Source organism: Brachybacterium sp. UNK5269 (assembly GCF_049266655.1).
GTDB lineage: Bacteria > Actinomycetota > Actinomycetes > Actinomycetales > Dermabacteraceae > Brachybacterium.
Window position 1 is genome coordinate 2636025 of the sequence record NZ_CP184883.1, and the last position, 23071, is coordinate 2659095.

The following is a 23071-nucleotide window of genomic DNA, read 5'->3' on the forward strand; positions in this document are numbered from 1 at the left end:
TCCGCGCCCCGGCAATGCGCGTTATCGCCCGACGAGAATCGCCGATGCGCCCTCAGACGTGCTGGCTGCCGAGGCGGTAGGCGCGCCCGGCGCGGGAGGCGCAGGCCCGCACCCGGTCCTCGACATGGCGCACCCGCCCGGCGTAGGCGGCACAGGGCGCGGAGACGGCGACGGTGCCGATCAGCATGCCGTCGTCGGCCTTGATGGTGGCGGCCAGGCAGTCGGTGCCCGTGACGAACTCCTGGTGCTCCCAGGCGATGCCGCGCTCGCCGATCTCCTCGAGCTGCCGACGCAGCGTGGCGGGGTCGGTGAGGGTGCGGTCGGTGTGGGCCCGCAGGGGGCCGCGGCTCAGGTACACCTCGCGCTCCTCGACGGAGAGGGAGGCGAGGCCGGCCTTGCCGAAGGCGGTCGCGTGGGGGCTCTCGTGGAAGCCGAAGCTCAGCGGTGAGAGCCGCGGCGCCTGCGGGGAGTCCGAGACGTGCACGACCACGAAGTCGGTGCCGCGGTGGATCGCGAGGTAGGCGGCCATCCCCAGGTCTCGGTGCAGCGCGTGGACCTCCTCGCGCACGGCCCGCGGGATGCCGAGCTCGTCGTGCAGGCCGACGGCGAGGCGGTGCAGCTGGTAGCCGAGGGCGAAGCGCTGCTCGTCCCGGAGGTGCACCAGGTACTGGGAGCGGATCAGCTCCTGCGCGATGCGGTAGACGGTGGGCAGCGGGATGCCGGTGGCCTCGGAGATGCCGCGGGCGGTGCTGCTGCCGTGCTCGGCCACCGCCTCCAGGACGGCGAGCGCGCGGGCGATCTGACCGGCCGGGGCCCCCTCGCCCCGCCCCTGCATGGCAGTCATCGAGCTCCTCTCGGTCTCTGCGCTCATTGTGCCGCAGACCCGGTTCTTGCCCTGCGAGAATCGCCCTACCGGACCCCTCGCCCAGCGGGCTGGGTGTCACCACCCCTCATCACCCCTCATCCCGGAAAGGACTCGACGATGATCCTGATCAACGTGAAGTTCCCTGTGAAGCCCGAGTTCGCAGACCAGTGGCCGGAGCTGTCCCGCGAGTTCACCGAGACCACCCTGGCCGAGCCCGGCAACCTGTGGTTCGAGTGGTCCCGCAGCGTGAAGGACCCGAACACCTACGTGCTGATCGAGGCGTTCACCGACGACGGCGCCGGCCCGCACGTGAACTCCCCGCACTTCCAGAAGATGCAGGAGGAGTTCCCGCAGTACCTCTCGGCGACCCCGCAGATCGTCTCCCACCAGGTGGAGGGCGACGGCTGGGGGCCGATGGGCGAGATCACGGTCGACTGACCGGCGCGGCCGGCGCAGCGGGGCCGCATCCGCGCAGGCGGGCCGTGCCCGCGCAGGCGGGCCGTGCCGGCGTGGGCGGGCCCCCGCGTCGAACTTTGCGGGCTGAGGACTCATCGCGGCTGCGACATGGGTCCCCAGCCCGCATTGTCATGCCGTGCCGGGCGCCGGCCGAGAAGGAGCGAGGCCGACGGGCGCGAGGCGAGTCCGGCCGGGGCGGCGACAGCAGGCGGGGGGCCGAAGGACGGCGACGAGCGCCGGGTCTACACTGTGACGGCGGCCACTCGGCGTCGGGGATACCGGCCCGTGTGCCGTCCGGCAGCCCGACCCGCGGTGATGCCTCTCTCACCCTTGGCGGCATCCCACGGGCTCGGTGTCAGGAAATGCTCCAGGGTCATATGTCGCCGCGGCCTGGCACGATGCGCATCGGTCGGCGGCTCCGATCCCGACGTCGGGCCCGTTCGCCGTGGCGACCAGGTCCGTCGCGCCCGTCACGACGACCGAAAGGACCGCGATGACTGAGGCCGCCCGGACCTCGCCGCCCGCTTCCTCCCCCGACCCAGGAGACGGCGTCGGCCGCGACCGGAGCGGCCCGGCCCTGAAGCACTCGCCCGTGAACTGGCCGGTATTCGTCGGCACCGCCGTCATCATCGTCGCCTTCGTGCTGTTCGCCGCGATCTGGCCCGGCACCGCGGACACCGTCATCTTCGGCTCCATGGCCTGGGTGGCGACGAACTTCGGCTGGTACTACGTCCTGACCGCCGCCCTGGTGGTGGTGTTCGTGCTCATCGTCGCCTTCTCCAAGGTCGGCCAGACCAAGATGGGCCCGGATCACTCGCTGCCCAAGTACAACCTGTTCACCTGGGCGGCCATGCTCTTCGCCGCCGGCATCGGCGTGGACCTGATGTTCTTCGGCATCTCCGGTCCCGCGACGAACCTGCTGACCCCGCCCGAGGGCGCTGTCGGCTCGGACGAGGCCGCCCGGATGGCCCCGCTGTGGACGATCTTCCACTACGGCATCCCCGGCTGGGCCATGTATGCGCTGATGGGCATGGCCTTCGGCCTGTTCGCCTACCGCTACCACCTGCCGCTGTCGATCCGTTCGGCCCTGGCCCCGATCTTCGGCAAGCGGATCCACGGCGCCATCGGCCACACCGCCGAGATCGCCGCCACCATCGGCACCATCTTCGGAATCTCGGTCTCCCTCGGCATCGGCGTGGTCTTCCTGAACTTCGGGCTGTCGGCGCTGTTCGGAATCCCCAACTCGATCGCCGTGCAGATCGCCCTGATGGCGCTGGCGGTGTTCATCACGATCGCCTCGACCGTCTCCGGTGTCGACAAGGGGATCCGGCGCCTCTCCGAGCTGAACGTCATCCTCGCGATCGCGCTCATGCTGTGGGTGCTGATCTCGGGGAACACGGCCCAGCTGCTCAACGCCCTGGTGCAGAACATCGGCGACTTCTTCTCCCGCTTCCCGGGCATGCTGATGAACACCTTCGCGTACACCGACGGCGCCGCCGAGGCGGGCTACCCCGCCGACCAGTGGATGGCGGACTGGACGCTGTTCTTCTGGGCCTGGTGGATCGCCTGGGCGCCCTTCGTGAGCCTGTTCCTCGCGCGCATCTCCCGCGGCCGCACGCTGCGCCAGTTCGTGGTGGGGGTGCTGCTGATCCCGTTCTCCTTCATCCTGCTGTGGGTCTCCGTTTTCGGCAACGCCGCACTCAGCTTCGCCGACGACGAGGAGTTCCTCGACGTCGCGGTGAACCTGCCCGAGTCCGGCTTCTTCAACCTCCTGCAGCAGTACCCGGGCGCGACCTTCACCATCGCGCTCGCCGTGGTCACGGGCCTGTTCTTCTACGTCACCTCCGCGGACTCCGGCTCCCTGGTGATGGCGAACATGACCTCGAAGGCGTCGATCCGCGACTCCGACGGCGCGCCCTGGCTGCGCATCGTCTGGGCCGTGATCACCGGCGCGCTGACCCTGGTGATGCTGTTCATCGACGGGGTGTACACGCTGCAGGCGGCCACGGTGATGGTGGGGCTGCCGCTGTCGGTCCTCGTCTACCTGGTGATGTTCAGCCTCTGGAAGGTGCTGCGGACCGAACAGATGAACCTCGACTCCCGTCAGGCCGCACTGCCGGGCGTGCTGACCAGCCGGGTGCGCGAGGCCGACGGCGCCGAGCGCGGCACCTGGCGCCAGCGCCTGCACAAGCGCATGTCCTTCGCCTCCGACGCGCAGGCCCGGACCTTCGTCGAGACCGTCGCCGCCCCGGCGATCGAGGAGGTCGCGAGCGAGCTGAAGGACCTCGGGGCCGACGTCACGTGCCACCGCGGCACCCACCCCGACAGCGAGCTGCCCTTCGTGGACCTCGTCGTCTGCTTCCCCGAGTCGGAGGACTTCAAGTACCAGGCCTACCCCGTGGCCTACTCGGTGCCGAGCTTCGCCGCGAACCTCTCCACCGTGCGGGACACCTACTACCGGATCGAGATCTTCTCGATCTTCGGCTCCCGCGGGAAGGACATCATGGGGTACTCGAAGGACCAGGTCATCTCCGACGTGCTGGACTCCTACGACGCCCACATCATGTACCTGAACATGAGCCAGGAGATCGGCACCGCCACCGGCAGCATCGCCGTGACCGCCCCCGACACCTGGATCGACACCGACCACGTCGACCGCCCCGCGTCGGACGCCGCCCCCACCACGACCACCGAGACGAAGGAGCGCCATGACTGACACCATCGCCACCCTGTTCATCGACGGGAAGTGGGTGCCCTCGTCCTCCGGCGAGACCCGCACCGTCATCTGCCCGGCCGACCAGTCCGAGGTGGGCGTCGTCTCCGAGGCCACCGCCGAGGACGTCGAGCGTGCCATCCTCGCGGCCCGGCGGTCCGTCGACGCGCGCGTCTGGGCCGACGTCCGCGCCTCCGAGCGCGGCGACTTCCTGCTGCGGGTCGCCGACGCGCTCCAGGAGCGCAAGGACGAGTTCGCCCGCGCCGAGGCCCTCGACACCGGCAAGCGCCTGGTCGAGGCCGAGGGCGACATGGACGACATCACCGCCTGCTTCCGCTACTTCGGCAAGATCGCCGACCAGCACCCGGGGCGTCTGGTCGACGCCGGTGACGCGAGTGTCATCTCGCGCATCGTGCACGAGCCGATCGGGGTGTGCGGGCTGATCACGCCGTGGAACTTCCCGCTGCTGCAGGCCTCCTGGAAGATCGCCCCGGCCCTCGCCGCGGGCAACTCCTTCATCCTCAAGCCCGCCGAGCTCACCCCGCACACCTCGATGCTGATCATGGAGGTGCTGGATGCGCTGGGCCTGCCCGCCGGGGTCGCGAACCTGGTGCTCGGCGACGGCGGCGTGGTCGGCGCCCCGCTGTCCTCCCATCCGGAGATCGACATGGTCTCCTTCACCGGTGGCCTGGTCACCGGGCGGAAGATCGGCGAGTCCGCCGCGCAGGGCATCAAGAACGTCGCCCTCGAGCTGGGCGGCAAGAACCCCAACGTGATCTTCGCCGACGCCGACTACGAGGCCGCGCTCGACAACGCCCTGAACGCCGGCTTCCTCGACTCCGGCCTGGTGTGCTCGGCGGGCACCCGCCTGATCGTGCAGGACACGATCGCGGAGAGGTTCGTCGACGAGCTGGTCGCCCGGGCCGAGGGCATCGTCATGGGCGGTCCCTTCGACGAGGCCGCCGAGACCGGTCCGCTGATCTCCAAGGAGCACCGCGACAAGGTCGCCGACTACGTCCAGCGCGGCATCGAGGCCGGGGCGCGGCTGCGCTCCGGCGGCCACTGGGGCGGTCCCGAGCATGAGCAGGGCTTCTTCTACGCCCCCACCGTGCTGGACCGGTGCACCGCCGACAACCCGGCCGTGGTCGAGGAGGGCTTCGGCCCGGTGATCACCGTCGAGACCTTCTCCACCGAGGAGGAGGCGATCGCGATCGCCAACGACACCGAGTACGGCCTGGCCGGAGCGGTGTGGACCGCGAACTCCGGGGTCGCCAACCGCGTCTCCCGCCGGCTGCGCCACGGCACCATCTGGATCAACGACTACCACCCCTACCTCCCGCAGGCGGAGTGGGGCGGCTTCAAGAAGTCCGGCGTCGGCCGCGAGCTGGGCCCCACCGGGCTCGAGGAGTACACCGCCGCCAAGCACATCTACGAGAACACCGAGCCGGCCGTCTCCGGCTGGTTCCCCCGCAAGGGCTGAGGCACCACCCCGCCCCCTCCATCGCTCATCGACAGGAAGCAGGATCGATGTCCCACCAGGACCTGACCTCCGAGAACCCGATCTCCGAGTACGACTACATCGTGGTCGGCGGCGGCTCCGCCGGCGCCGTCGTGGCCGCCCGCCTCAGCGAGGACCCGACCCTGGAGGTCGCCCTCCTCGAGGCCGGGCCCCACGACCTCGACCACGCCGAGGTGCTGGAGCTGAAGCGCTGGCCCGAGCTGCTGGAGTCCGGGCTGGACTGGGACTACCCGATCGAGCCGCAGGAGCGGGGCAACTCCTTCATGCGCCATGCGCGGGCGCGGGTGCTGGGCGGCTGCTCCTCGCACAACTCGTGCATCGCCTTCCACCCGCCGGCGGAGGACATGGACCTGTGGGAGCAGCTGGGCGCCGAGGGCTGGAACGCGGCGACCATGCTGCCCCTGATCGAGCGGCTCGAGACCAATAGGGACCGCGCCGGTCGGGGCCACGGGACCGACGGTCCGGTGCACCTGATGGACGCCCCGGCCGATGACAAGCTGGGCATCGCCCTGCTGGATGCCTGCGAGCAGGCCGGCATCCCCCGCGCCCGCTTCAACGACTTCGAGACCGTGGTCAACGGCGCGAACTGGTTCCAGATCAACCGCCTCGAGGACGGCACCCGCGCGTCCTCCTCGGTCTCGTACCTGCACCCGATCCAGGACCGCGCGAACCTCCACGTCCTGACCGACCACCAGGTCACGCGGGTGCTGTTCGACCAGGAGCAGCGGGCGATCGGCGTCGAGTACATCGACAACTCCTTCTCCCGCACCTCGCTCCTGCACGCCCGGCGCGAGGTGATCCTCTCCGCCGGGGCGATCGACTCCCCGAAGCTGCTGATGCTCTCGGGCATCGGCCCCGCCGAGCACCTGCGCGAGGTGGGCATCGAGGTGCGAGTGGACTCCCCCGGCGTCGGCTCGAACCTGCAGGACCATCCGGAAGCAGTCATCTCCTGGGAGTCGACGCAGAAGATGACCCGGGACACCACCCAGTGGTGGGAGATCGGGATTTTCACCCCCACCCAGGAGGGGCTGGACCTGCCGGACCTGATGATGCACTACGGCTCGGTGCCCTTCGACATGCACACCCGCCGTCAGGGCTACCCGACCTCGCCGGAGTCCTTCGCGCTGACCCCGAACGTCACCCATGCCCGATCGCGCGGCACCGTGCGGCTGCGCTCGATCGACTACCGCGACAAGCCGAAGGTCGATCCGCGCTACTTCACCGACGAGGAGGGCTACGACATGGCCGTCGCCGTCGCCGGGATCAGGAAGGCCCGCGAGATCATCTCCCAGCCCGGTATGGACGCCTTCCGGGGCCGGGAGCTGTTCCCCGGACCGGATGTGCAGACCGATGAGAAGATCGCCGACTACGTCGCCCGCACCCACAACACCGTCTACCACCCCGCCGGCTCCTGCCGGATGGGGGCGGTCGACGACGACCTGTCGCCGCTGGATCCGCAGCTGCGGGTCAAGGGCGTCACGGGGCTGCGGGTGGTGGACGGCTCGGTGATGCCGCAGCTGGTCGCGGTGAACCCCAACATCACCACCATGCTGATCGGTGAGCGCGCGGCGGACCTGATCCGGGCCGAGCACCGCGCCTGAGCGCGCCGGGCCCCGGCCCGGCCCGGAGTACCCGGAGGACAGGAGCGGCCCCGTACCGAGGTGCGGGGCCGCTCCCTGTCGGTGGGGCTCAGCCGGTCACGTCGATGATCAGCTTCCCGCTCGCGGAGCCGGCCCGGCTGATCTCGAAGGCCTCGGCGGCCTCGGCGAGCGCGAAGGTGCGCGCGATCTCGACGCGCAGGTCGCCGCTGTCGACCTTCTCCAGCAGGGACCGCAGCCGCGGCCCGTCCGGGCGCACCCACACCCAGTGCCCGCCGGCCTCCTCGACGGTGGGGTCGGCCACCGAGACGTGGCGGCCGCCGTCGGCCAGCAGGGCGAGGGTGTCCTCCCGGACGCCGCCCGCGAAGTCGGCGACCGCGCTCACGCCGTCGGGCGCGACCTCGCGGACCCGCTCGACGAGGCCCTCGCCGTAGGCGACCGGCGTGACGCCGATGTCCGCCAGCTTCCGGTGGTTCTTCTCCGAGGCGGTGCCGATCACGCGCGCCCCGATCCCGCGGGCCAGCTGCGCGGCGAGGAAGCCGACGCCCCCGGAGGCGGCGTGGATCAGCAGCGTGTCGTCCGCGGTCAGCTCCAGGATCTCGAGGCAGCGCAGGGCGGTCAGTCCCGCCAGCGGCAGGCCCGCCGCGACGTCGACGTCGACCCCGTCGGGGATCGCGGCCACGGACGTGGCAGGCAGCGCCACGTACTCGGCGAAGGTGCCGCCGTGGACGACGTCCTTGCGGCCGTAGGCGGCGACGCGGTCACCGGGGGCGAACTCCGGCGCGTCGGGGCCCACCTCCTCGATGACGCCGGCCACGTCCCAGCCGGGGATCACCGGGAAGACGGTGTCGATGAGGGCGTCGAGGCCCCCGGCCATCACCTTCCAGTCCACGGGGTTCACCGAGGCCCGCTCCACCCGGATCAGCACGGCGCTGGGGCCGAGCTTCGGTCGGGGGGCGTCGGTGAGCTGGAGGGTGGAGGGGTCGCCGTATTCGGTGTAGGTCATTGCGCGCATGGGGGTCACAACTCGCGCCGCGCCGCATTCATTCCTGCGCCCGGCCGGATCACGACCTCCCGTCGCGGTCCCCAGCCGGGTCCCCCGTCGGATCCTCGGGCGCGGGCGCCGCGGCCTCGTCGGCCCCGGGCTCCCAGCCGTCCTCCCAGGTGCCGGTGGTGAAGTCGTAGCCGATCGGGGCGCCGTCCTCGTCGGTGCGCCGGTACCACTCGGTGTACTCCGCGTGGGTGGAGTCGACGGCGGCGCCGGCCCCCTCGCCCGGCTCGGCCCGGACCACCTGCAGGCTGAAGTCGTCGTCGAAGCGGTCCACGCCCTCGACCACGGCGTTGCTCACCGCGGCCTCGGCGTACTGCCGGCGCAGCGTGTACGGGTCCGAGCGCAGCTCCCGGAACCAGGCCACAATGATCAGCAGCACCACGAGGGCGAAGGGCACCGCGGTGATGATCACCAGCGACTGCAGCCCCTGCAGCGCGGTGTCCCCGCCCAGCAGCAGCATCACCACCGCGATCCCCGCCATCACCAGGCCCCAGAACACCACGATCGGCTTGGGCGGGTTCTGGCTGCCGCGGGTGGTGAGGATGCCCATCACCACGGAGGCGGAGTCGGCGGCGGTGATGAAGAAGATCGCCAGGATCACCATGATCAGCACCGGCATGATCCCGGACAGGGGGAGGTTCTCGACGATGGAGAACAGCACCTCGGGCGGGTTGACCTGGTCGATCACGCCCAATCCGCCCTCGCGGTACATCCAGATGGCGGTGCCTCCCATGATCCCGTAGGCCACGAACAGCAGCGAGGAGGGGATGAGGATGACGCTGAGGACGAACTGGCGGATCGTGCGGCCGCGGGAGATGCGGGCGATGAAGACGCCGACGAAGGGCGACCAGGAGATCCACCAGGCCCAGTAGTAGACGGTCCAGGAGGACTGGAAGTCCAGCGTCTCCTGTCCCCAGGAGGCGCTGCGGGCCATCATCTCGAGCATCGAGCCGAGGTACTCCATGACGGCCGACGGCAGCAGGTTCAGCAGGAACAGCGTGGGCCCCAACAGGAACACCAGGCCCGTGAAGCCGATGGTGAGCACGATGTTGAGGTTCGAGAGGTAGCGGATGCCGCGGGAGACGCCGGAGACGGCCGAGACCACGAAGCCGATCGACAGCACCGCGATGATCAGCAGCAGCACCGTGTTGGTCAGCTCCGAGGCACCCGAGACGATGACGACCCCGGCGCCGATCTGCAGGGCTGCGATGCCGAGCGCGGCGGCCGTGCCGAACAGGGTCGCGATGATCGCGAAGATGTCCACCAGGCGGCCGGCCCAGCCCTCGGAGTGCTTCGTCCCGAACAGCCGCTGGAAGATCGAGGACATCAGCAGGGTGCGTCCGCGGCGATAGGCCGCGTAGGCGACCGCCCCGCCGACCAGCGCGTACATCGCCCAGGCGTGGAAGCCCCAGTGGTAGTAGGTCTGCGCCAGGGCGTGGTGCATCGCCTCGACGGACTCCGCCTCGTGCGTCAGCGGCGGTGGGGTGAGGAAGTAGTTCAGCGGTTCGGCCGGTCCCCAGAACATGACGCCGATGCCGAGTCCCGCGGCGAAGAGCATCGCCACCCAGGAGAAGGTGGAGAACTCCGGGCGCTCGCCGTCCTTGCCGAGCGGGATCGCGCCGTACCGGCTGAAGGCGAGCCAGAGCAGCGCGATCAGCACCACGGTGGCGACAGCGTTGAACAGCCAGCCCAGGTGGCTCATGGTCCAGCCGTAGGCCGCGTCGGCGACCCGACCCACGCCGGCCGTGTCGACGATGCCCCAGATCACGAAGCCGACGGCGAGGGTGCCCGCCACCGCGAAGACCAGCCGGTCCACGCTGTAGCGGCGGCGCTGCTCGTCGATGGCGATGCCGGGCACCAGCGCCGGGTGGATGTCGTGGGGGTAGCTCGGCCGCGAGTAGTCGAGATTCGGGAGCCTCTCGCCGGGACGGCGCTCGTCCCGCCGGTCCGGACCGGTGCTCCTGTCCGGACCGGTCCTCCGACTGCCGGCGGTGCTGGGGTGCTCGGTCATCGCGGTGCGGCTCCGTTCGCGCAGGGACGGCTCGGGGTCGCCCCTCCCCGCGGCGACGACCCGCACGGGCGTCGAGGCGCCCGGCGCGGGGGCGGCGGGACGGGCACCACTGTAGCCAGGACCCGCGGGCCGAGCAGCCGGGCGGCGGTCCAGATGCGGAGCGCCGTCACCGCACCCCGGGATTCGGGCCTAAGGTGAAAAGCATGCTGACCGACATCGCGCTCCGTGAGGCGTACTCCCACTTCCCGCAGGGCGTGGTCCTCCTCGCCGCCGAGGTCGACGGCGTCCGTCACGGGCTGCTCGCCTCCACCTTCACCGTCGGCGTCTCCCTGACCCCGCCGCTGGTGTCCGTCGCGGTGCAGCGCAGCTCCCGGACCTGGCCGGTGCTGCGCGAGCACGGCCGGCTCGGGGTGAGCGTGCTGGGGCAGAAGCAGTCGGGCGTGGCCCGCCAGCTCGCCGGCCCGGACCGGGAGCACCGCTTCGACGGGATCGCCGTCGACATCGATGCCCAGGGGGCGCTCACCCTGCAGGGCGCCCCGGCCTGGATGACGGTCCGGCTCTACGACGAGATGCGGGCCGGGGACCACGACCTGGTGCTGCTCGAGGTGCTCTCGATCGACAGCCTGCCCGAGGCCGAGGCGATGGTCTTCCATCGCAGCCGCTTCCGGGAGCTGGTCCCCGACGACCTCCCGCTGTGACCGGCGGCGCCGCCGCGCAGCCCGGTCCCGCTGCGGACCCCGCGGTCGGATCGCTTCCCGGGGATGTCGGCGTCTGCTAGGAACGACCGTATGACGGTCTTCGGATTCCACGCGTCCCACGAGCAGATCTCCCCCCGACAGCTGCTGGCCGACGTCCAGCTGGCCGAGCAGGTCGGCTTCGCGGCGGCCATGTGCTCGGACCACCTCGAGCCCTGGTCGCGGCGCCAGGGGCACGCCGGGATGGCCTGGCCCTGGCTGGGCGCGGCCCTGGCCACCACCGACCTGACCTTCGGCACCGTCACCGCCCCCGGCCAGCGCTACCATCCCGCGATCGTCGCCCAGGCGATCGCCACCCTCGGCACGATGTTCCCGGGTCGCTTCTGGACGGCCCTGGGCACCGGCCAGTTCGCCAACGAGCACGTGACCGGACAGGGCTGGCCCCGCAAGGAGGTCCGCCAGCAGCGGCTCGAGGAGAGCGTCGACGTGATCACGCGCCTGCTGGCCGGCCAGACCGTCTCCCACGACGGTCTGGTCACGGTCGAGGAGGCCACGGTCTGGGAGGTCCCGGAGCCGCGGCCGCCGCTGATCGCCCCCGCGATCAGCGTGGAGACCGCGGTGCGCGGCGCGCGCTGGGCGGACGGACTGGCCACCATCAACCAGGACCCGGCCCAGCTGCGGGAGATGCTCGACCGCTGGGCGGATGCCGGCGGGGCACCGCGGAGGATCCTGCAGGTCCACCTGTCCTGGGCGCCGACGCAGCAGGAGGCCTTCGCCCTCGCCCACGACCAGTGGCGCTCGAACGTGTTCCCCTCCCCCGCCTCGACCGATCTGCGGGTCGCCTCCTACGACGCGGTCACCGACGCCGGGGTGCCACCGGAGCTGCTGGAGGATGCGGTGCTCATCTCCTCCGACCTCGGTGAGCTCACCGAGCGGATCCATGAGCTGGCCGCCCTCGGCTTCGACGAGCTGTACCTGCACCACGTCGGGCAGGAGCAGCGCCCGTTCCTGGAGGCCTTCGGCGAGAAGGTCCTGCCGCAGCTGCGGTGACCGGGGCCTCAGCCCTCGTCGCCGCGCAGCCGGTCGATGTGCTCGGAGGCCTCGGCCTTGGTGAGGTCGGCGGGGAGCTCCTCCCCCGCCTGGCGGGCGAGGGTGTCGAGGTAGGACTTCTGGGCCGGGGTCATGGGGTCCTCGCCGCTGACCCAGTCGGCCGGGTCCTTCTCGAGAGCGGCGTCACCGCCGGTCTCCCCCGTCGCGCCGATGGTCTCCTCGCCGGCGGCGTGCTCGCCCGCCTCGCTCGGCATGCCAGCCTGGTCCTCGTGCTGGGGATCGGTCATCGGACGCTCCTTCGTGCGCTGGGCCGAGGACGCCCGGGCGTCCTCGCGGATGCGCCTCATGGTAAGGCGCGGGGCTGACGCGACGAAGGGTCGAGGCCCGACCTCCCGGACGGTCGGGCCTCCGATCGGGTCTGCGGCCGCGCCCCCCGCTAAACTTCGCCGATGGAATCTCGATCGCTCCGTGACCGCACCCTGGACGGAGGCGAGCGACCATGACGGCTCCGCGCCTCGACGTCGATCCCTGGCAGGTCCGCGAGCCCGCGGTGGACCTCGACTGCCTGCCGGTCACCGAGACCCTCTTCAGCCTCTCCAACGGCCATCTGGGGATCCGCGGCACTCTCGACGAGGTCGAGCCCCATGCGGTGCGCGGCACGTTCCTCGCGGGCGTCCACGAGCGCCATCCGCTCTCCTACCCCGAGGACAGCTACGGGCACCCCGAGTACGGGCAGGCGATGATCGCGGTCGCCGACGCCACGCCCCTGCGCCTGCTGGTCGACGGCATCCCGCTGGATGTGCGCACCGTCGATCCGGAGGTCCACGAGCGCCGGCTCGACCTGCGCACCGGGATCCTCGAGCGCCGTCTGGTCTGGCGCACGCCGCGCGGGAACCGGATGGAGCTGCGCAGCCAGCGCCTGGTCTCGCTGCGCGAGCGCTCCCTCAGCGTGGTCAGGTACCGGGTGCGCAGCCTCGACGGTCCGGCCCACGTCGTGGTGCGCTCGGAGCTGGTGCTCGGACAGACCCCGCCGGAGGTCGAGAACGGCGACCCCCGGGTGGCGGACGCCCTCGGCCAGCCCTTCGAGATCCTGGCGCTGGCCTGCGACGACACCGGCGGGGCGCTGACCGCGCGGACCCGCGGCTCCGCGATCCGGGTCGCGACCGCCGCCCAGCACCTGGTGGTCGGCCACAGCGCGGTGAGCACCGAGTCCGTCTCGGACCGCCACGTCGTCACCACCGTCACCGCCGATCTGGACGCCGACGGCGTCCTGGAGATCGAGAAGCACGCGGGGCACATCTGGGCGCACGAGGCCGAGGCCGGATCACTGCAGGAGACGGCGCGCGCCGTCGTCGACTCCGGGATCAGCCGCGGCTTCGACCATCTGGCCGCCGAGCAGCGCGAGGTGCTCGACGAGCTGTGGGAGCGCGCCGACGTCGAGATCGACGGCGACGACGAGCTCCAGCAGGCCCTGCGCTTCAGCGTGTTCACCCTGTTCACCAGCACCGCCTGCATCGACGACGCCCCGCTGGGCGGCAAGGGGCTGACCGGACTGGGCTACAGCGGCCACACCTTCTGGGACGTCGAGGGGTTCGTCGTGCCCGTCCTGTCGCTGCTGCTGCCCGATGCGGCGGCGCGGCTGCTGCGCTGGAGGGCCTCGACCCTCGACGCCGCCCGGGAGCGGGCCGACGTGCTGGGCCTGAAGGGCGCCACCTTCGCCTGGCGCACGATCGACGGTCGCGAGGCCTCGGCGTACTGGCCGGCCAGCACCGCGGCGATGCATGTCAACGCCTCGATCTCCCGCGCCTTCTGGCTGCACGGCAACGTGACCGGCGAGGGCCCCGCGGCCCTCGGCGGCCTCGAGGTGCTGGTGGAGACGGCGCGGCTGTGGATGTCGATGGGTCATGACGACGCCGACGGCGGCTGGCACCTGTTCGGGATGACGGGGCCCGACGAGTACACCGGCGTGGTCGACGACAACGTCTTCACGAACCTGATGGCCCGGCGGAACCTCCTGCGCGCGGCCGATGCCTGCGAGCAGCTGCCCGAGCAGGCCTCAGCTCTCGGGGTGGCGGCCGAGGAGAGCGCCCGCTGGCGGGCGGTGGCCGAGGCGGTCCACATCCCCTTCGACGAGCACCTCGGCGTGCACCCCGCCAACACCGGCTTCACGACGTACCGGGAGTGGCGCTTCGAGGACAAGCAGGACTCCTACCCGGTCCAGGAGCATCAGCACTACGCGAAGATCTACCGCCGCCAGGTCATCAAGCAGGCCGATCTGGTGCAGGCGCTGTGGTGGTGCCGCGACGACTTCACCGACCAGGAGCAGGCCCGGGACCTGGACTACTACGAGGCGCGCACGGTGCGGGACTCCTCGCTCTCCGCGAGCACCCAGGCGGTGGTCTGCGCCCGCGCCCAGCATCCCGACCTCGCCCACCGCTACCTGCGCGAGAGCGCGCTGGCGGATCTGCGGGACCTGCGCGGCGACGCGGACGCGGGACTGCACCTGGCCTCCGTGGGCGGCACCTGGCTGGCGCTGACGGCGGGCCTCGGCGGACTGCGGGAGGACCGCGAGCAGCTCGAGCTGGCGCCGCTGCTGCCGAGCCGGCTGACCCGCCTGCGCTTCCGGATGAGCTGGCGCGGCCGGCTGCTGCAGGTGGAGACCACGCGGGCGGGCACGACGCTGACCCTGCTGCGCGGGCAGGGTCCGCTCCCGGTGGTGGTCGACGGCGCCCCGGTCCAGGTCGGGTCGCAGCAGCCGGTGACCGTGCCCCTGCGCGCGGCCACCCCGCTGCTTCCGGAGCCGACGCAGCCGGTGGGTCGCGCACCGCTGGCCTGAGGTCCACCCGGCGTCGAGGCCCGCGCCGAGCCCGCCGGCCCGCCGCCGACCCGCGGCGACTCAGCCCCGCAGACCGGCCGCGGCCCTCTCGAGCGCCGCGGCGGAGGCACGCAGCTTCGTCAGCTCCTCGTCCTCGAAGGGGGTCTCGCGGATCGGGTGGGCGCCGGAGGCGTTGACGATGCACGGCACCGACAGCGCCACGCCGTCGATGCCGTGGAAGTCCGTCAGCACCGTGGACACGTTCAGCACGGCGTTCTCGTCGCCGAGAATCGCCTCGACGATGCGGGCGCTGGAGAGTCCGATCGCGTAGTTGGTGGCGCCCTTGCCCTGGATGACCTTGTAGGCGGCGTCGCGGACGTCCACCGCGATCTGGTCGAGCTGCTCAGGGGTGAACATCGCCGTCCCGTCCGCTCCGCGCCACTCGAGGAGGGGCACCGCGTTGATGCGGGCGGCCGACCACAGCGGGAACTCGGTGTCGCCGTGCTCGCCGACGATCTGCGCGTGCACGCTGGGCGCGGCGATGTTCGTGCGGCGCGCGATCTCCCAGCGCAGGCGGGAGGAGTCCAGCACGGTGCCGGAGGCGAAGACGCGCTGCGCGGGCAGGCCGGAGACCTCCTGGGCGATCATGGTCAGCACGTCGCAGGGGTTGGTGACGATGACGACGATCGCCTCGGGGGCCACCTCGAGGGTCTGCTCCATGAGGGAGCGGACGATCTTCGCGTTCGTCGCGGCGAGCTCGATCCTGGTCTGCCCCGGCTTCTGCTTGGCACCGGCGGTGATCACCACCACCTGCGATCCCTCGACGACGGAGAGATCGGCGCCGCCGGTGATGTCGCTGCCGCCGGTGAACAGCGTCCCGTGGGCGAGGTCGAGCACCTCGGCCTCGGTCTTGGCCGCATTGATGTCGTACAGGGCGACGTGGCGGGCGGAGCCGCGGATGAGCAGGGCATAGGCGACGCTGGAACCGACCGCGCCCGCCCCGATGACGGTGACCTTCGAGTTCTCGATCATGGGGCCAGAGTAGGGAGCGGGCGGCGTGCTGCCTAGGGGCGCGTCAGAGCTCGCGCACCTCCCCCGCCTCGACGTGCCAGCGCCGGTCGGTGCGCACGGTCCCCAGCATCCGCCGGTCGTGGGTGACCAGCAGCAGGGTGCCGTCGTAGCTGTCCAGCGCCTGCTCGAGCTGCTCGATGGCGGGCAGGTCGAGATGGTTGGTGGGCTCGTCCAGCACCAGCAGGTTCACCCCGCGCGCCTGCAGCAGGGCCAGCGCGGCGCGGGTGCGCTCCCCGGCGACAGCTCGTCGACGCTGCGGTCCACGTGGTCGGCGCGCAGCCCGAACTTCGCCAGCAGGGTGCGCACATCGGCCGGGGTCAGCTGCGGCAGCTGGGCCTCGACGGCGTCGGCGAGCGGGAGCGGGCCCGCCAGGTGAGAGCGGGCCTGGTCGATCTCGCCGATCTGCACGCTCGCCCCCAGCGAGGCGGAGCCCTGATCGACGCGCTGGCGGCCGAGCAGGGCCCGCAGCAGGGTCGACTTGCCGGCTCCGTTGGGGCCGGTGATCCCGATCCGCTCGCCCGCGTTGACCTGCAGTGAGACCGGACCGAGGGTGAAGTCGCCCTGGCGGATCACGGCGTGGGAGAGGGTGGAGACCACGGTGCTGGAGCGGGGTGCGGCACCGATCTCGAACTGGAGCTGCCACTCCTTGCGCGGCTCCTCGACCTCGTCGAGACGGGCGATGCGGCTCTCCATCTGCCGGACCTTCTGGGCCTGCTTCTCGCTGGACTCGGACTGGGCGCGACGGCGGATCTTGTCGTTGTCCGGGGACTTCTTCATCGCATTGCGCACCCCCTGGCTGGACCATTCGCGCTGGGTGCGGGCGCGGGAGACGAGGTCGGACTTCTTGTCCGCGAACTCCTCGTACTTCTCGCGGGCCTGGCGGCGCAGGGTGGCCCGCTCCTCGAGGTAGGCGTCGTAGCCGCCGCCGTAGACGCGGTTGCTGTGCTGGGCCAGGTCCAGCTCGAGCACGCGGGTCACGCAGCGGGCGAGGAATTCGCGGTCGTGGCTGACCAGCACCGCTCCCCCGCGCAGTCCCTGCACGAAGGACTCCAGGCGCTCCAGCCCGTCGAGGTCGAGGTCGTTGGTGGGTTCGTCCAGCAGCACCAGGTCGAAGCGGCTCACCAGCAGCGCGGCCAGTCCCACCCGGGCGGCCTGCCCGCCGGAGAGCGAGCTCATCGGCGTCCGGTCCACCTCGTGGGCGGCGTACGGGAGGCCGAGTTCGGCCAGGACCACCGGGATGCGCTCCTCGAGGTCGGCGGCGCCGCTCGCGAGCCAACGGTCCAGGGCCGCGGAGTAGGCGTCGGCCGCGCCGGCCCCCGAATCCTCCCCGAGGGCCGCGGCGGCGGCGTCCATGTCGAGGCTCGCCTGCGCGCAACCGGTGCGGCGGGCGATGTAGGCGGCGATCGTCTCGCCGGGCACGCGCTCGTGCTCCTGCGGCAGATGACCCACGAAGGCGTCCGACGGGGAGAGGGTGACGGTGCCGGCCTGGGGATCGTCCACCCCGGCCAGCAGGCGCAGCAGGGTCGACTTCCCGGCGCCGTTGGCACCGACCACGCCCACCACGTCGCCCGGGGCGACGGTGAGGTCGAGGTCCTCGAAGAGGGTGCGGTGGCCGTACCCTCCGGCCAGTCCGTGGGCGACGAGGGTGGCGGTCATCCGCTGATCCTCCCACCCCGCATCCGCTCGGGCGGCATCGACGACCGCTCGCCGTTTCCCAGCTCACGCGGCCGGTCGACGCCCGGACGCGGTTCCGCGGCGCTCAGGGGACCGCGTCGCGGCCGGCGGCAACGGCCGGTCAGTCGCGCGCGGCCGGTCAGTCGTGCGCGGGCGGGCAGCCCAGCGAGGCGGCGTGCTCGCTGATGGTGCGGGCCAGGCGGAGGTCGCGGATGGTGATGCCGCCGACGTCGTGGCTGTACAGCGTGATGCCCACGCGGGAGTAGGTGAGGGTGAGGTCGGGGTGGTGGTCGGCCTTCTCGGCGGAGGCGCCGATCCGGTTGACCAGCTCCAGCCCGGTGGCGAAGTCGCCGGTGACGTAGCCGGTGACGAGGGTGTTCTCGACCTGGCGCCAGTCGGCGAGCGCGGCGTCGGCGACCTCGGAGTGGGTCAGGATCAGCATCGGATCGGGCATGCCCCCATCGTGCCCCCGGACGGGCGTCCTCGCCACCCCGGGTCCGCGAGCGGCTGCCGTGGCGCCACGCTCCCGGTCAGGATCACGCGCCGGCGAGCTGCCCGCGCAGCGCCGTGCTTCCCGGTCGGATCACGAGCCGGTGCGCGGTGGCCGTGGCGCAGCGGTCCCGACCCTCCCCGCGCCGGGCGGGTCGTGGCGCGGCACGATGAACGCCCCCTTGGCCGCGACGTAGGCCAGGCGGTCCTCGGGATGCCGGCCGGCGAGCCGCCGCTTGAGCGACCCGTAGGCCTCACGGTCCGCGGCATCGGCCCGCAGGTGATCGCGGAAGGCGAGGTAGCGCCGCCACAGCGGGCCGTCGTGCTCGACCACGTGCAGGTTGACCAGGCGGAGGCCGGGGGCGAGCTCGAGGGCGTACATCCGGTCGGGGCGCTGCTCGCCCGGCTCCCCGCGGTAGAGGAAGCCGTGGCTCATCAGCCAGTCGTGGACCGGTCCGGGATCCGCCCTCGGTGCCTCGGCCACGGCGACGTCGAGGATCGCCTTGGCGGGCAGCCCCGGCACGGCGGTCGACCCGATGTGCTCGAGGGCGAGGGCCTCGGGAGGCGCGGTCGGCAGGAGCGCAGCGGCCAGGGCGGCGAAGGCCTCGCCCCAGCGCGGGGAGGGCTCCGCGAGCTCGACGACGCCGCGGGCCAGGCCCAGGTCGGCATCGCGCACGGCCGCGGCGAGGGCGGGAGCCACCGGCTCGGCGTGCTCGCTGCGGACGAAGGGGAAGCTCATCTCGTGTCTCCAGATCCCGGTCCGCCGCCACGCCGGACGGGGCGCGGGAGCCGGTGCCCGGTCGGCGCGACTATAGCTGCGCTGACCTCACTCGTCCTCACCGCGCGGGACGGCGCGGGACTGCTGGACACTGGGGGCATGGACGATCTGCTGGTGGCCCCGGGACCCGGCGCGCCGCGCGGGCTGCGCGTGCCCGCCGCGGAGCTCGTCGAGCAGTTCTCCCACGCCTCGGGCCCCGGTGGTCAGGGCGTCAACACCGCTGATTCCCGGGTGCAGCTCAGCTTGGACCTGGCCACGACGACCGCGCTCGACGAGGCCCAGCGCGAGCGCGCGCTCGCGCACCTGGCCGCCCGCCTCGCGGGCTCGGTGCTCACCATCACGGCCGCCGAGCAGCGCTCGCAGCTGCGCAACCGCACCGCGGCGCGGCAGCGCCTCGCGGCCCTGCTGCGGGAGGCCGTCGCACCTCCCGTCCCGCGCCGGGCGACGCGGCCGACCCGGGGCTCGCAGCGGCGGCGTCTGGACGGCAAGCGGCGGCGCGGCGAGATCAAGCGCGCCCGCCGCCGGCCCGGCTCCGACTGATCTGCCCGCCGGGCGTGTCGCGCACGTCACCTGCGCACGGTCTCCTAGCGTGAGCGGGTGACCTCGCCCCCGGCCCCGCCGCGCCGCCTCGTCCTGACCCGTCGGGGCCGGCTGCTCCGGTCCGCGGCGGTGCTGCTGGTGGCGCTCGTGCTGGTGATCGCCGTGGTGCTCGGGGTGCGCCAGCTGACCGCGACCGGTGCGTCGCGCGACGCGGAGCCCGGGGGTGCCGCGTCGACCGGCAGCGCCGGCGCCTCGACGACGGGTGCGACGGCAGCTGCCACGCCGGAGCCGGCGGTGCCGGTCGTCGAGTCCGGCGCCGCCCCGCCGCCGTCCCCGGACGCGTCGGCGGCGGAGCAGGAGATCGTGGAGTCCGGCACCGTCGGCGACGGCACCTGGACCATCGCGCAGCCCGCCGGCGCGGCCGCCGGGACCGCGACCGGGACCGTGCGCACCTACGCCCTCCGGGTCGAGAACGGCATCGGACTGGATGCCGAGGACACCGCCCGCGGGGTCGCCGCCGTGCTCGCGGACGACCGCGGCTGGCAGGGGCTCGAGGACGTCGCCTTCCAGCAGGTCGCCGATCCGGCGCAGGCGGAGTTCACCGTCTCGGTGGCCTCACCGCCGACGGTCGATGCGCTCTGCCTGCCGGCGCGCACCGAGGGGCGCTGGAGCTGCCGGATCGGCCCGGACGTCGTGCTGAACTCCGACCGCTGGCTGCATCGCACCCCCACCTTCCCCGACACCGCCGAGTACCGGGCCTACCTGGTCAACCACGAGGTGGGGCACTTCCTCGGCCACGGGCACGCCCGCTGCACCGGCGAGGGGCGCGCCGCACCGGTGATGCTCCAGCAGAGCATCGACCTGGACGGGTGCCGCCCGAACGCCTGGCCGGCCCGGGACGGGAGCGCCTGAGACCCGCCTCCGGCGCTCCCCGCCACCCCTTACATTGAGCGCATGCTCCGCAACCTCCTCGCCCGTGCGTTCTGGGTCGTCAGTCCGTGGAAGCTGGCGAGCCAGCCGGCCCCGGGCCGTCCGACGGTGCTCATCGGAGCCCCCCACACCTCGAACTGGGACTTCGTGTTCATGCTCGGGATCGCCTGGCGACTGGGGGTGAAGATCCACTGGCTGGGGAAGAAGAGCCTGTTCGTCGGCTGGCACGCCCCGCTGATGCGCCTGCTCGGCGGCATCCCCGTGGACCGGGCGGACCCCAGCAGCGTGGTCGAGGACGTGGTGCGGCGCAGCCGCGACGGGGAGGTGTTCTCGCTGGTGGTCACCCCGGACGGCACCCGCGGCGCGCATACGCACTGGAAGTCCGGCTTCTACCGCATCGCGCGCGAGACCGGCATGCCGGTCACGCTCGGCTTCGTGGACCGCCCGACGATGACGACGGGCCTGGGCCCGACCATCGAGCTGACCGGTGACGTCCCGGCGGACATGGACCGCATCCGCGCGTTCTATGCCGACAAGTCCGGGTACCACCCCGAGCTGCGCGTCGAGCCGAGGCTGCGCGACGAGGACAACCTGGCCTGAGCGCCCGCGGCGCTGGCCCGGGGTGTGCACGGCCTGCGCGGCGCCCGCACGCGTGCACTGTCGCCCGTCCCGATCAAGCCCGCGGCAGCTCCCGCGGCACCCAGATCCACCCCTCGCGCCGGGCGACCTCCCGCAGCTCCGGCGGCGGGGGCTCGGCCCGGCCGTGGGTCACCTCGCGGGCGATCAGCGCGGCGAGCACGGCGTCCAGCGCATCGTCGTCGGCCGTGCACCGCTCCCGGTGCCCGTTCCAGTCCAGGGCGGGGACCGCGCGGCTCAGCGCCGCCACCAGCTCGCTGCGCGGCGCAGCGTTCTTGGTCCCCTTGTAGCCCCGGTGCGGGAGCGACCAGGCGCGCAGCGCGGCGGCCGGGTACACCTCGCAGAGCATGCCGGAGCCGTCCCGCGCCACGTCGAGACCGCTCGCCCGCAGCCGGGCCTCGATCCCGGCCCACCGCAGCGCCGGATGCGCGATCCGGTCGGTGGAGACGCTGAGCGGGGTCAGCCCGGTGCGCCGATGGACGGCGAGATCGGTGGCCCGCATCGCCAGGTCCCGCCGCCAGGCGTCGCCGGTGGAGTCCGGCGGGCTCAGCGTCCCGGCGGCGTGGGCGGCCAGGAGGTCGACGAACCGGTCCGGCCAGCCGACCGGCACGTCGACGCCGGTCTTCACGGAGCCGGTGATCGCCCGGACGAGCTCGTCGTCCTCGGCGCCGCTGCGCGCCTGGGCGACGAGCAGCGTCCCGCCGAGGTCGCGGAGCACGGCGAGTCCGGTGCGCCGGGGCTGTGCGGCCAGGTCCACGCCGACGAAATCCATCACGAGAGCGTACCGAGCCCGGAGGCGGGCGGAGGGTGAATGCGGCGGACTGGGGATCGGATCTACCGTGGCCCATGGGCGTCAAGCGGCTGGACCACATCGGCATCGTCGTCGCGGATCTGGACCAGATGACCGCGTTCTTCACGGAGCTCGGTCTGGCGATCGAGGGACGGGCGAGCATCAGCGGCGACTGGGTGGACCGGGTCACCGGACTGCTCGGCATGCGCACGGAGATCGTGATGCTGCGGATGCCGGACGGCGCCGGCCGGGTGGAGCTCTCGCGGTTCTCGTCCCCCACCGCCGTCGGCGCCGACCAGCCGCAGGACCAGCCGCACGGCCTCGGGTACCGGTCGGTGATGTTCGAGGTCGACGACATCGACGAGACCGTGGCGCGCCTGCAGGGGATCGGCGCCGAGCTGATCGGCGAGGTCGCCCAGTACGAGCAGGCGTACCGGCTCTGCTATCTCCGCGGCCCGGAGGGCATCATCGTCGCCCTCGCCGCCACCGTCGGCTGAGGCCCGCGAGGGCCTCCGAGGGCTACCGGAGCAACCGGTTCACCAGGCGGTGGGCCGCGCGCCGGCCGGCCCGCTTCCCGACCGCCGCCGGGCCGCTCCGGGCGGCGCGGACGTCACCGCGCAGTCGTCGCATCCGCAGCAGGAAGTTCAGCATGTCGATCGTCCTCTCCTCGGCGGGTCCACCGACGTCCGGCGGTATCCCGTCACTCCGTTGGCGGCCGTCGCGATCGCGGCGGTCGCTCGCCGACTCCGAGGCTACGTGCCACGACCCCGAGATGCCCGACACCGCGATCGCCGTCGTGTCCGAGAAGCTGCTGCTGACCGTTCCGTAGCCGGACGGTGCAGGGGGAAGATGCCTCATGACTTCCGTGCAGACCTGCCTCTGGTTCGACGGCCACATCGATGAGGCCGCCGAGTTCTACGTCTCCCTCCTCCCCGGCTCGAAGATCCTGAACCGCACCCAGTACGAGCCGGGCAGCGGCCCGCCGGACGGGCCCGACATGACCGGTCAGGCCCTGACGGTCGACCTCGAGCTCGCCGGCGTCCCCTACACGCTGCTCAACGGCGGACCGCAGTTCCCGCTGTCCGAGGCTGTCTCGATCGTGGTCACCGTGGACGGCCAGGCCGAGGTCGACCGGCTGTGGGAGGCGATCGTCGGCAACGGCGGGCGCGAGTCGCAGTGCGGGTGGTGCTCGGACCGGTTCGGGCTGTCCTGGCAGATCGTGCCCCAGCAGCTCAACGACCTGCTCGCCGGGCCCCATGCCGAGGCGGTCATGAGGGAGATGATGCAGCAGATCAAGCTCGACGTCGCCCGGCTGGAGGCGGCGGCCCGCTGACGACCGTCCTGGCGCTTCCCGCCGGTCACGCAGCACCGAACTCGTCCCTGCGCAGCG

Annotated in this window: 20 protein-coding genes and 1 pseudogene; 12 read left to right on the plus strand and 9 right to left on the minus strand. The window is 72.4% G+C overall.

Translation table 11 applies throughout. From position 1 onward, the window contains the following. Positions 1-52 precede the first annotated feature (52 nt). Entirely contained in the window at positions 53-844 is a 792-nt protein-coding gene (locus ACOJUI_RS12300; RefSeq protein WP_422115240.1) for an IclR family transcriptional regulator, read from the minus strand. Between the two features lie 138 nt (positions 845-982). Between ACOJUI_RS12300 and ACOJUI_RS12305 the strand changes: the two genes are divergently transcribed. The 4 genes from ACOJUI_RS12305 to ACOJUI_RS12320 all read left to right on the plus strand — a co-directional run bounded on the left by ACOJUI_RS12305 (position 983) and on the right by ACOJUI_RS12320 (position 7154). Further along, positions 983-1303, plus strand: a complete 321-nt coding sequence (locus tag ACOJUI_RS12305) for a putative quinol monooxygenase (protein ID WP_422115241.1) — start codon at positions 983-985, stop codon at positions 1301-1303. 511 nt (positions 1304-1814) lie between these two features. Continuing rightward, positions 1815-4037 (plus strand): choline BCCT transporter BetT, encoded by a 2223-nt coding sequence (gene betT / locus ACOJUI_RS12310; RefSeq protein ID WP_422115242.1) that lies wholly within the window; start codon positions 1815-1817, stop codon positions 4035-4037. Then, a complete protein-coding gene (locus tag ACOJUI_RS12315) occupies positions 4030-5514 on the plus strand; it encodes an aldehyde dehydrogenase family protein (RefSeq protein ID WP_422115243.1) in 1485 nt (494 codons plus the stop codon). The genes betT and ACOJUI_RS12315 overlap by 8 nt, the downstream gene beginning before the upstream one ends. A 47-nt stretch (positions 5515-5561) precedes the next feature. Continuing rightward, entirely contained in the window at positions 5562-7154 is a 1593-nt protein-coding gene (locus ACOJUI_RS12320) for a GMC family oxidoreductase (RefSeq protein WP_422115244.1), read from the plus strand. A gap of 88 nt (positions 7155-7242) precedes the next feature. Here the strand turns inward: ACOJUI_RS12320 and ACOJUI_RS12325 are convergent, their stop codons facing one another. Further along, entirely contained in the window at positions 7243-8157 is a 915-nt protein-coding gene (locus ACOJUI_RS12325) for an NADP-dependent oxidoreductase (protein ID WP_422115245.1), read from the minus strand. A gap of 58 nt (positions 8158-8215) precedes the next feature. After that, entirely contained in the window at positions 8216-10213 is a 1998-nt protein-coding gene (locus ACOJUI_RS12330) for a BCCT family transporter (RefSeq protein WP_422115246.1), read from the minus strand. A 203-nt stretch (positions 10214-10416) separates the two neighbouring features. Between ACOJUI_RS12330 and ACOJUI_RS12335 the strand changes: the two genes are divergently transcribed. Both ACOJUI_RS12335 and ACOJUI_RS12340 read left to right on the plus strand, forming a co-directional pair. Further along, positions 10417-10911, plus strand: a complete 495-nt coding sequence (locus ACOJUI_RS12335) for a flavin reductase family protein (protein ID WP_422115247.1) — start codon at positions 10417-10419, stop codon at positions 10909-10911. A 90-nt stretch (positions 10912-11001) separates the two neighbouring features. Further along, positions 11002-11958: a TIGR03885 family FMN-dependent LLM class oxidoreductase gene (locus tag ACOJUI_RS12340; protein WP_422115248.1), complete on the plus strand. Its 957-nt coding sequence runs from the start codon at positions 11002-11004 to the stop codon at positions 11956-11958. Positions 11959-11966: 8 nt separating this feature from the next. Here ACOJUI_RS12340 and ACOJUI_RS12345 read toward each other — a convergent pair whose 3' ends face one another. Continuing rightward, positions 11967-12212 (minus strand): DUF3072 domain-containing protein, encoded by a 246-nt coding sequence (locus tag ACOJUI_RS12345; protein WP_422117665.1) that lies wholly within the window; start codon positions 12210-12212, stop codon positions 11967-11969. 245 nt (positions 12213-12457) lie between these two features. Here ACOJUI_RS12345 and ACOJUI_RS12350 point away from each other — a divergent pair, with 245 nt between their 5' ends. After that, on the plus strand, positions 12458-14794 hold the full coding sequence (locus ACOJUI_RS12350) for a glycoside hydrolase family 65 protein (RefSeq protein ID WP_422115249.1): 2337 nt from the start codon (positions 12458-12460) through the stop codon (positions 14792-14794). Between the two features lie 60 nt (positions 14795-14854). Here ACOJUI_RS12350 and ACOJUI_RS12355 read toward each other — a convergent pair whose 3' ends face one another. The 4 genes and pseudogenes from ACOJUI_RS12355 to ACOJUI_RS12370 form a co-directional block, all read right to left on the minus strand. After that, complete coding sequence (locus ACOJUI_RS12355; RefSeq protein WP_422115250.1) at positions 14855-15805, minus strand: L-lactate dehydrogenase; 951 nt, start codon at positions 15803-15805, stop codon at positions 14855-14857. Positions 15806-15848: 43 nt separating this feature from the next. Continuing rightward, a pseudogene (locus ACOJUI_RS12360) lies at positions 15849-17500 on the minus strand (ABC-F family ATP-binding cassette domain-containing protein). Between the two features lie 157 nt (positions 17501-17657). Next, complete coding sequence (locus tag ACOJUI_RS12365) at positions 17658-17972, minus strand: 4a-hydroxytetrahydrobiopterin dehydratase (RefSeq protein WP_422115251.1); 315 nt, start codon at positions 17970-17972, stop codon at positions 17658-17660. A gap of 129 nt (positions 17973-18101) precedes the next feature. Beyond that, positions 18102-18746: a GrpB family protein gene (locus tag ACOJUI_RS12370; protein WP_422115252.1), complete on the minus strand. Its 645-nt coding sequence runs from the start codon at positions 18744-18746 to the stop codon at positions 18102-18104. A gap of 138 nt (positions 18747-18884) precedes the next feature. Between ACOJUI_RS12370 and arfB the strand changes: the two genes are divergently transcribed. The 3 genes from arfB to ACOJUI_RS12385 are packed head-to-tail and all read left to right on the plus strand — an operon-like array spanning position 18885 to position 20855. Next, complete coding sequence (gene arfB / locus ACOJUI_RS12375) at positions 18885-19325, plus strand: alternative ribosome rescue aminoacyl-tRNA hydrolase ArfB (RefSeq protein ID WP_422115253.1); 441 nt, start codon at positions 18885-18887, stop codon at positions 19323-19325. A gap of 57 nt (positions 19326-19382) precedes the next feature. Further along, positions 19383-20237, plus strand: coding sequence for a DUF3152 domain-containing protein (locus tag ACOJUI_RS12380; protein WP_422115254.1), 855 nt, complete (start codon positions 19383-19385; stop codon positions 20235-20237). A gap of 42 nt (positions 20238-20279) precedes the next feature. Further along, complete coding sequence (locus tag ACOJUI_RS12385; RefSeq protein ID WP_422115255.1) at positions 20280-20855, plus strand: 1-acyl-sn-glycerol-3-phosphate acyltransferase; 576 nt, start codon at positions 20280-20282, stop codon at positions 20853-20855. A 73-nt stretch (positions 20856-20928) separates the two neighbouring features. Here ACOJUI_RS12385 and ACOJUI_RS12390 read toward each other — a convergent pair whose 3' ends face one another. Beyond that, positions 20929-21663 (minus strand): DUF429 domain-containing protein, encoded by a 735-nt coding sequence (locus ACOJUI_RS12390; protein ID WP_422115256.1) that lies wholly within the window; start codon positions 21661-21663, stop codon positions 20929-20931. A 74-nt stretch (positions 21664-21737) separates the two neighbouring features. On the opposite strand from ACOJUI_RS12390, the gene ACOJUI_RS12395 reads away from it, so the two are divergent. Together ACOJUI_RS12395 and ACOJUI_RS12400 are read left to right on the plus strand one after the other, a co-directional pair. Continuing rightward, positions 21738-22178: a VOC family protein gene (locus tag ACOJUI_RS12395; protein WP_422115257.1), complete on the plus strand. Its 441-nt coding sequence runs from the start codon at positions 21738-21740 to the stop codon at positions 22176-22178. A gap of 359 nt (positions 22179-22537) precedes the next feature. After that, positions 22538-23014 (plus strand): VOC family protein, encoded by a 477-nt coding sequence (locus ACOJUI_RS12400; protein ID WP_422115258.1) that lies wholly within the window; start codon positions 22538-22540, stop codon positions 23012-23014. Positions 23015-23071: the final 57 nt, after the last annotated feature.

Bases quoted from the DNA above. Each gene is read 5' to 3' on its own strand.
- ACOJUI_RS12300 (WP_422115240.1), bottom strand. From the start codon at position 844: ATGACTGCCATGCAGGGGCGGGGCGAGGGGGCCCCGGCCGGTCAGATC.
- ACOJUI_RS12305 (WP_422115241.1), top strand. From the start codon at position 983: ATGATCCTGATCAACGTGAAGTTCCCTGTGAAGCCCGAGTTCGCAGAC.
- betT (WP_422115242.1), top strand. From the start codon at position 1,815: ATGACTGAGGCCGCCCGGACCTCGCCGCCCGCTTCCTCCCCCGACCCA.
- ACOJUI_RS12315 (WP_422115243.1), top strand. From the start codon at position 4,030: ATGACTGACACCATCGCCACCCTGTTCATCGACGGGAAGTGGGTGCCC.
- ACOJUI_RS12320 (WP_422115244.1), top strand. From the start codon at position 5,562: ATGTCCCACCAGGACCTGACCTCCGAGAACCCGATCTCCGAGTACGAC.
- ACOJUI_RS12325 (WP_422115245.1), bottom strand. From the start codon at position 8,157: ATGACCTACACCGAATACGGCGACCCCTCCACCCTCCAGCTCACCGAC.
- ACOJUI_RS12330 (WP_422115246.1), bottom strand. From the start codon at position 10,213: ATGACCGAGCACCCCAGCACCGCCGGCAGTCGGAGGACCGGTCCGGAC.
- ACOJUI_RS12335 (WP_422115247.1), top strand. From the start codon at position 10,417: ATGCTGACCGACATCGCGCTCCGTGAGGCGTACTCCCACTTCCCGCAG.
- ACOJUI_RS12340 (WP_422115248.1), top strand. From the start codon at position 11,002: ATGACGGTCTTCGGATTCCACGCGTCCCACGAGCAGATCTCCCCCCGA.
- ACOJUI_RS12345 (WP_422117665.1), bottom strand. From the start codon at position 12,212: ATGCCGAGCGAGGCGGGCGAGCACGCCGCCGGCGAGGAGACCATCGGC.
- ACOJUI_RS12350 (WP_422115249.1), top strand. From the start codon at position 12,458: ATGACGGCTCCGCGCCTCGACGTCGATCCCTGGCAGGTCCGCGAGCCC.
- ACOJUI_RS12355 (WP_422115250.1), bottom strand. From the start codon at position 15,805: ATGATCGAGAACTCGAAGGTCACCGTCATCGGGGCGGGCGCGGTCGGT.
- ACOJUI_RS12365 (WP_422115251.1), bottom strand. From the start codon at position 17,972: ATGCCCGATCCGATGCTGATCCTGACCCACTCCGAGGTCGCCGACGCC.
- ACOJUI_RS12370 (WP_422115252.1), bottom strand. From the start codon at position 18,746: ATGAGCTTCCCCTTCGTCCGCAGCGAGCACGCCGAGCCGGTGGCTCCC.
- arfB (WP_422115253.1), top strand. From the start codon at position 18,885: ATGGACGATCTGCTGGTGGCCCCGGGACCCGGCGCGCCGCGCGGGCTG.
- ACOJUI_RS12385 (WP_422115255.1), top strand. From the start codon at position 20,280: ATGCTCCGCAACCTCCTCGCCCGTGCGTTCTGGGTCGTCAGTCCGTGG.
- ACOJUI_RS12390 (WP_422115256.1), bottom strand. From the start codon at position 21,663: ATGGATTTCGTCGGCGTGGACCTGGCCGCACAGCCCCGGCGCACCGGA.
- ACOJUI_RS12395 (WP_422115257.1), top strand. From the start codon at position 21,738: ATGGGCGTCAAGCGGCTGGACCACATCGGCATCGTCGTCGCGGATCTG.
- ACOJUI_RS12400 (WP_422115258.1), top strand. From the start codon at position 22,538: ATGACTTCCGTGCAGACCTGCCTCTGGTTCGACGGCCACATCGATGAG.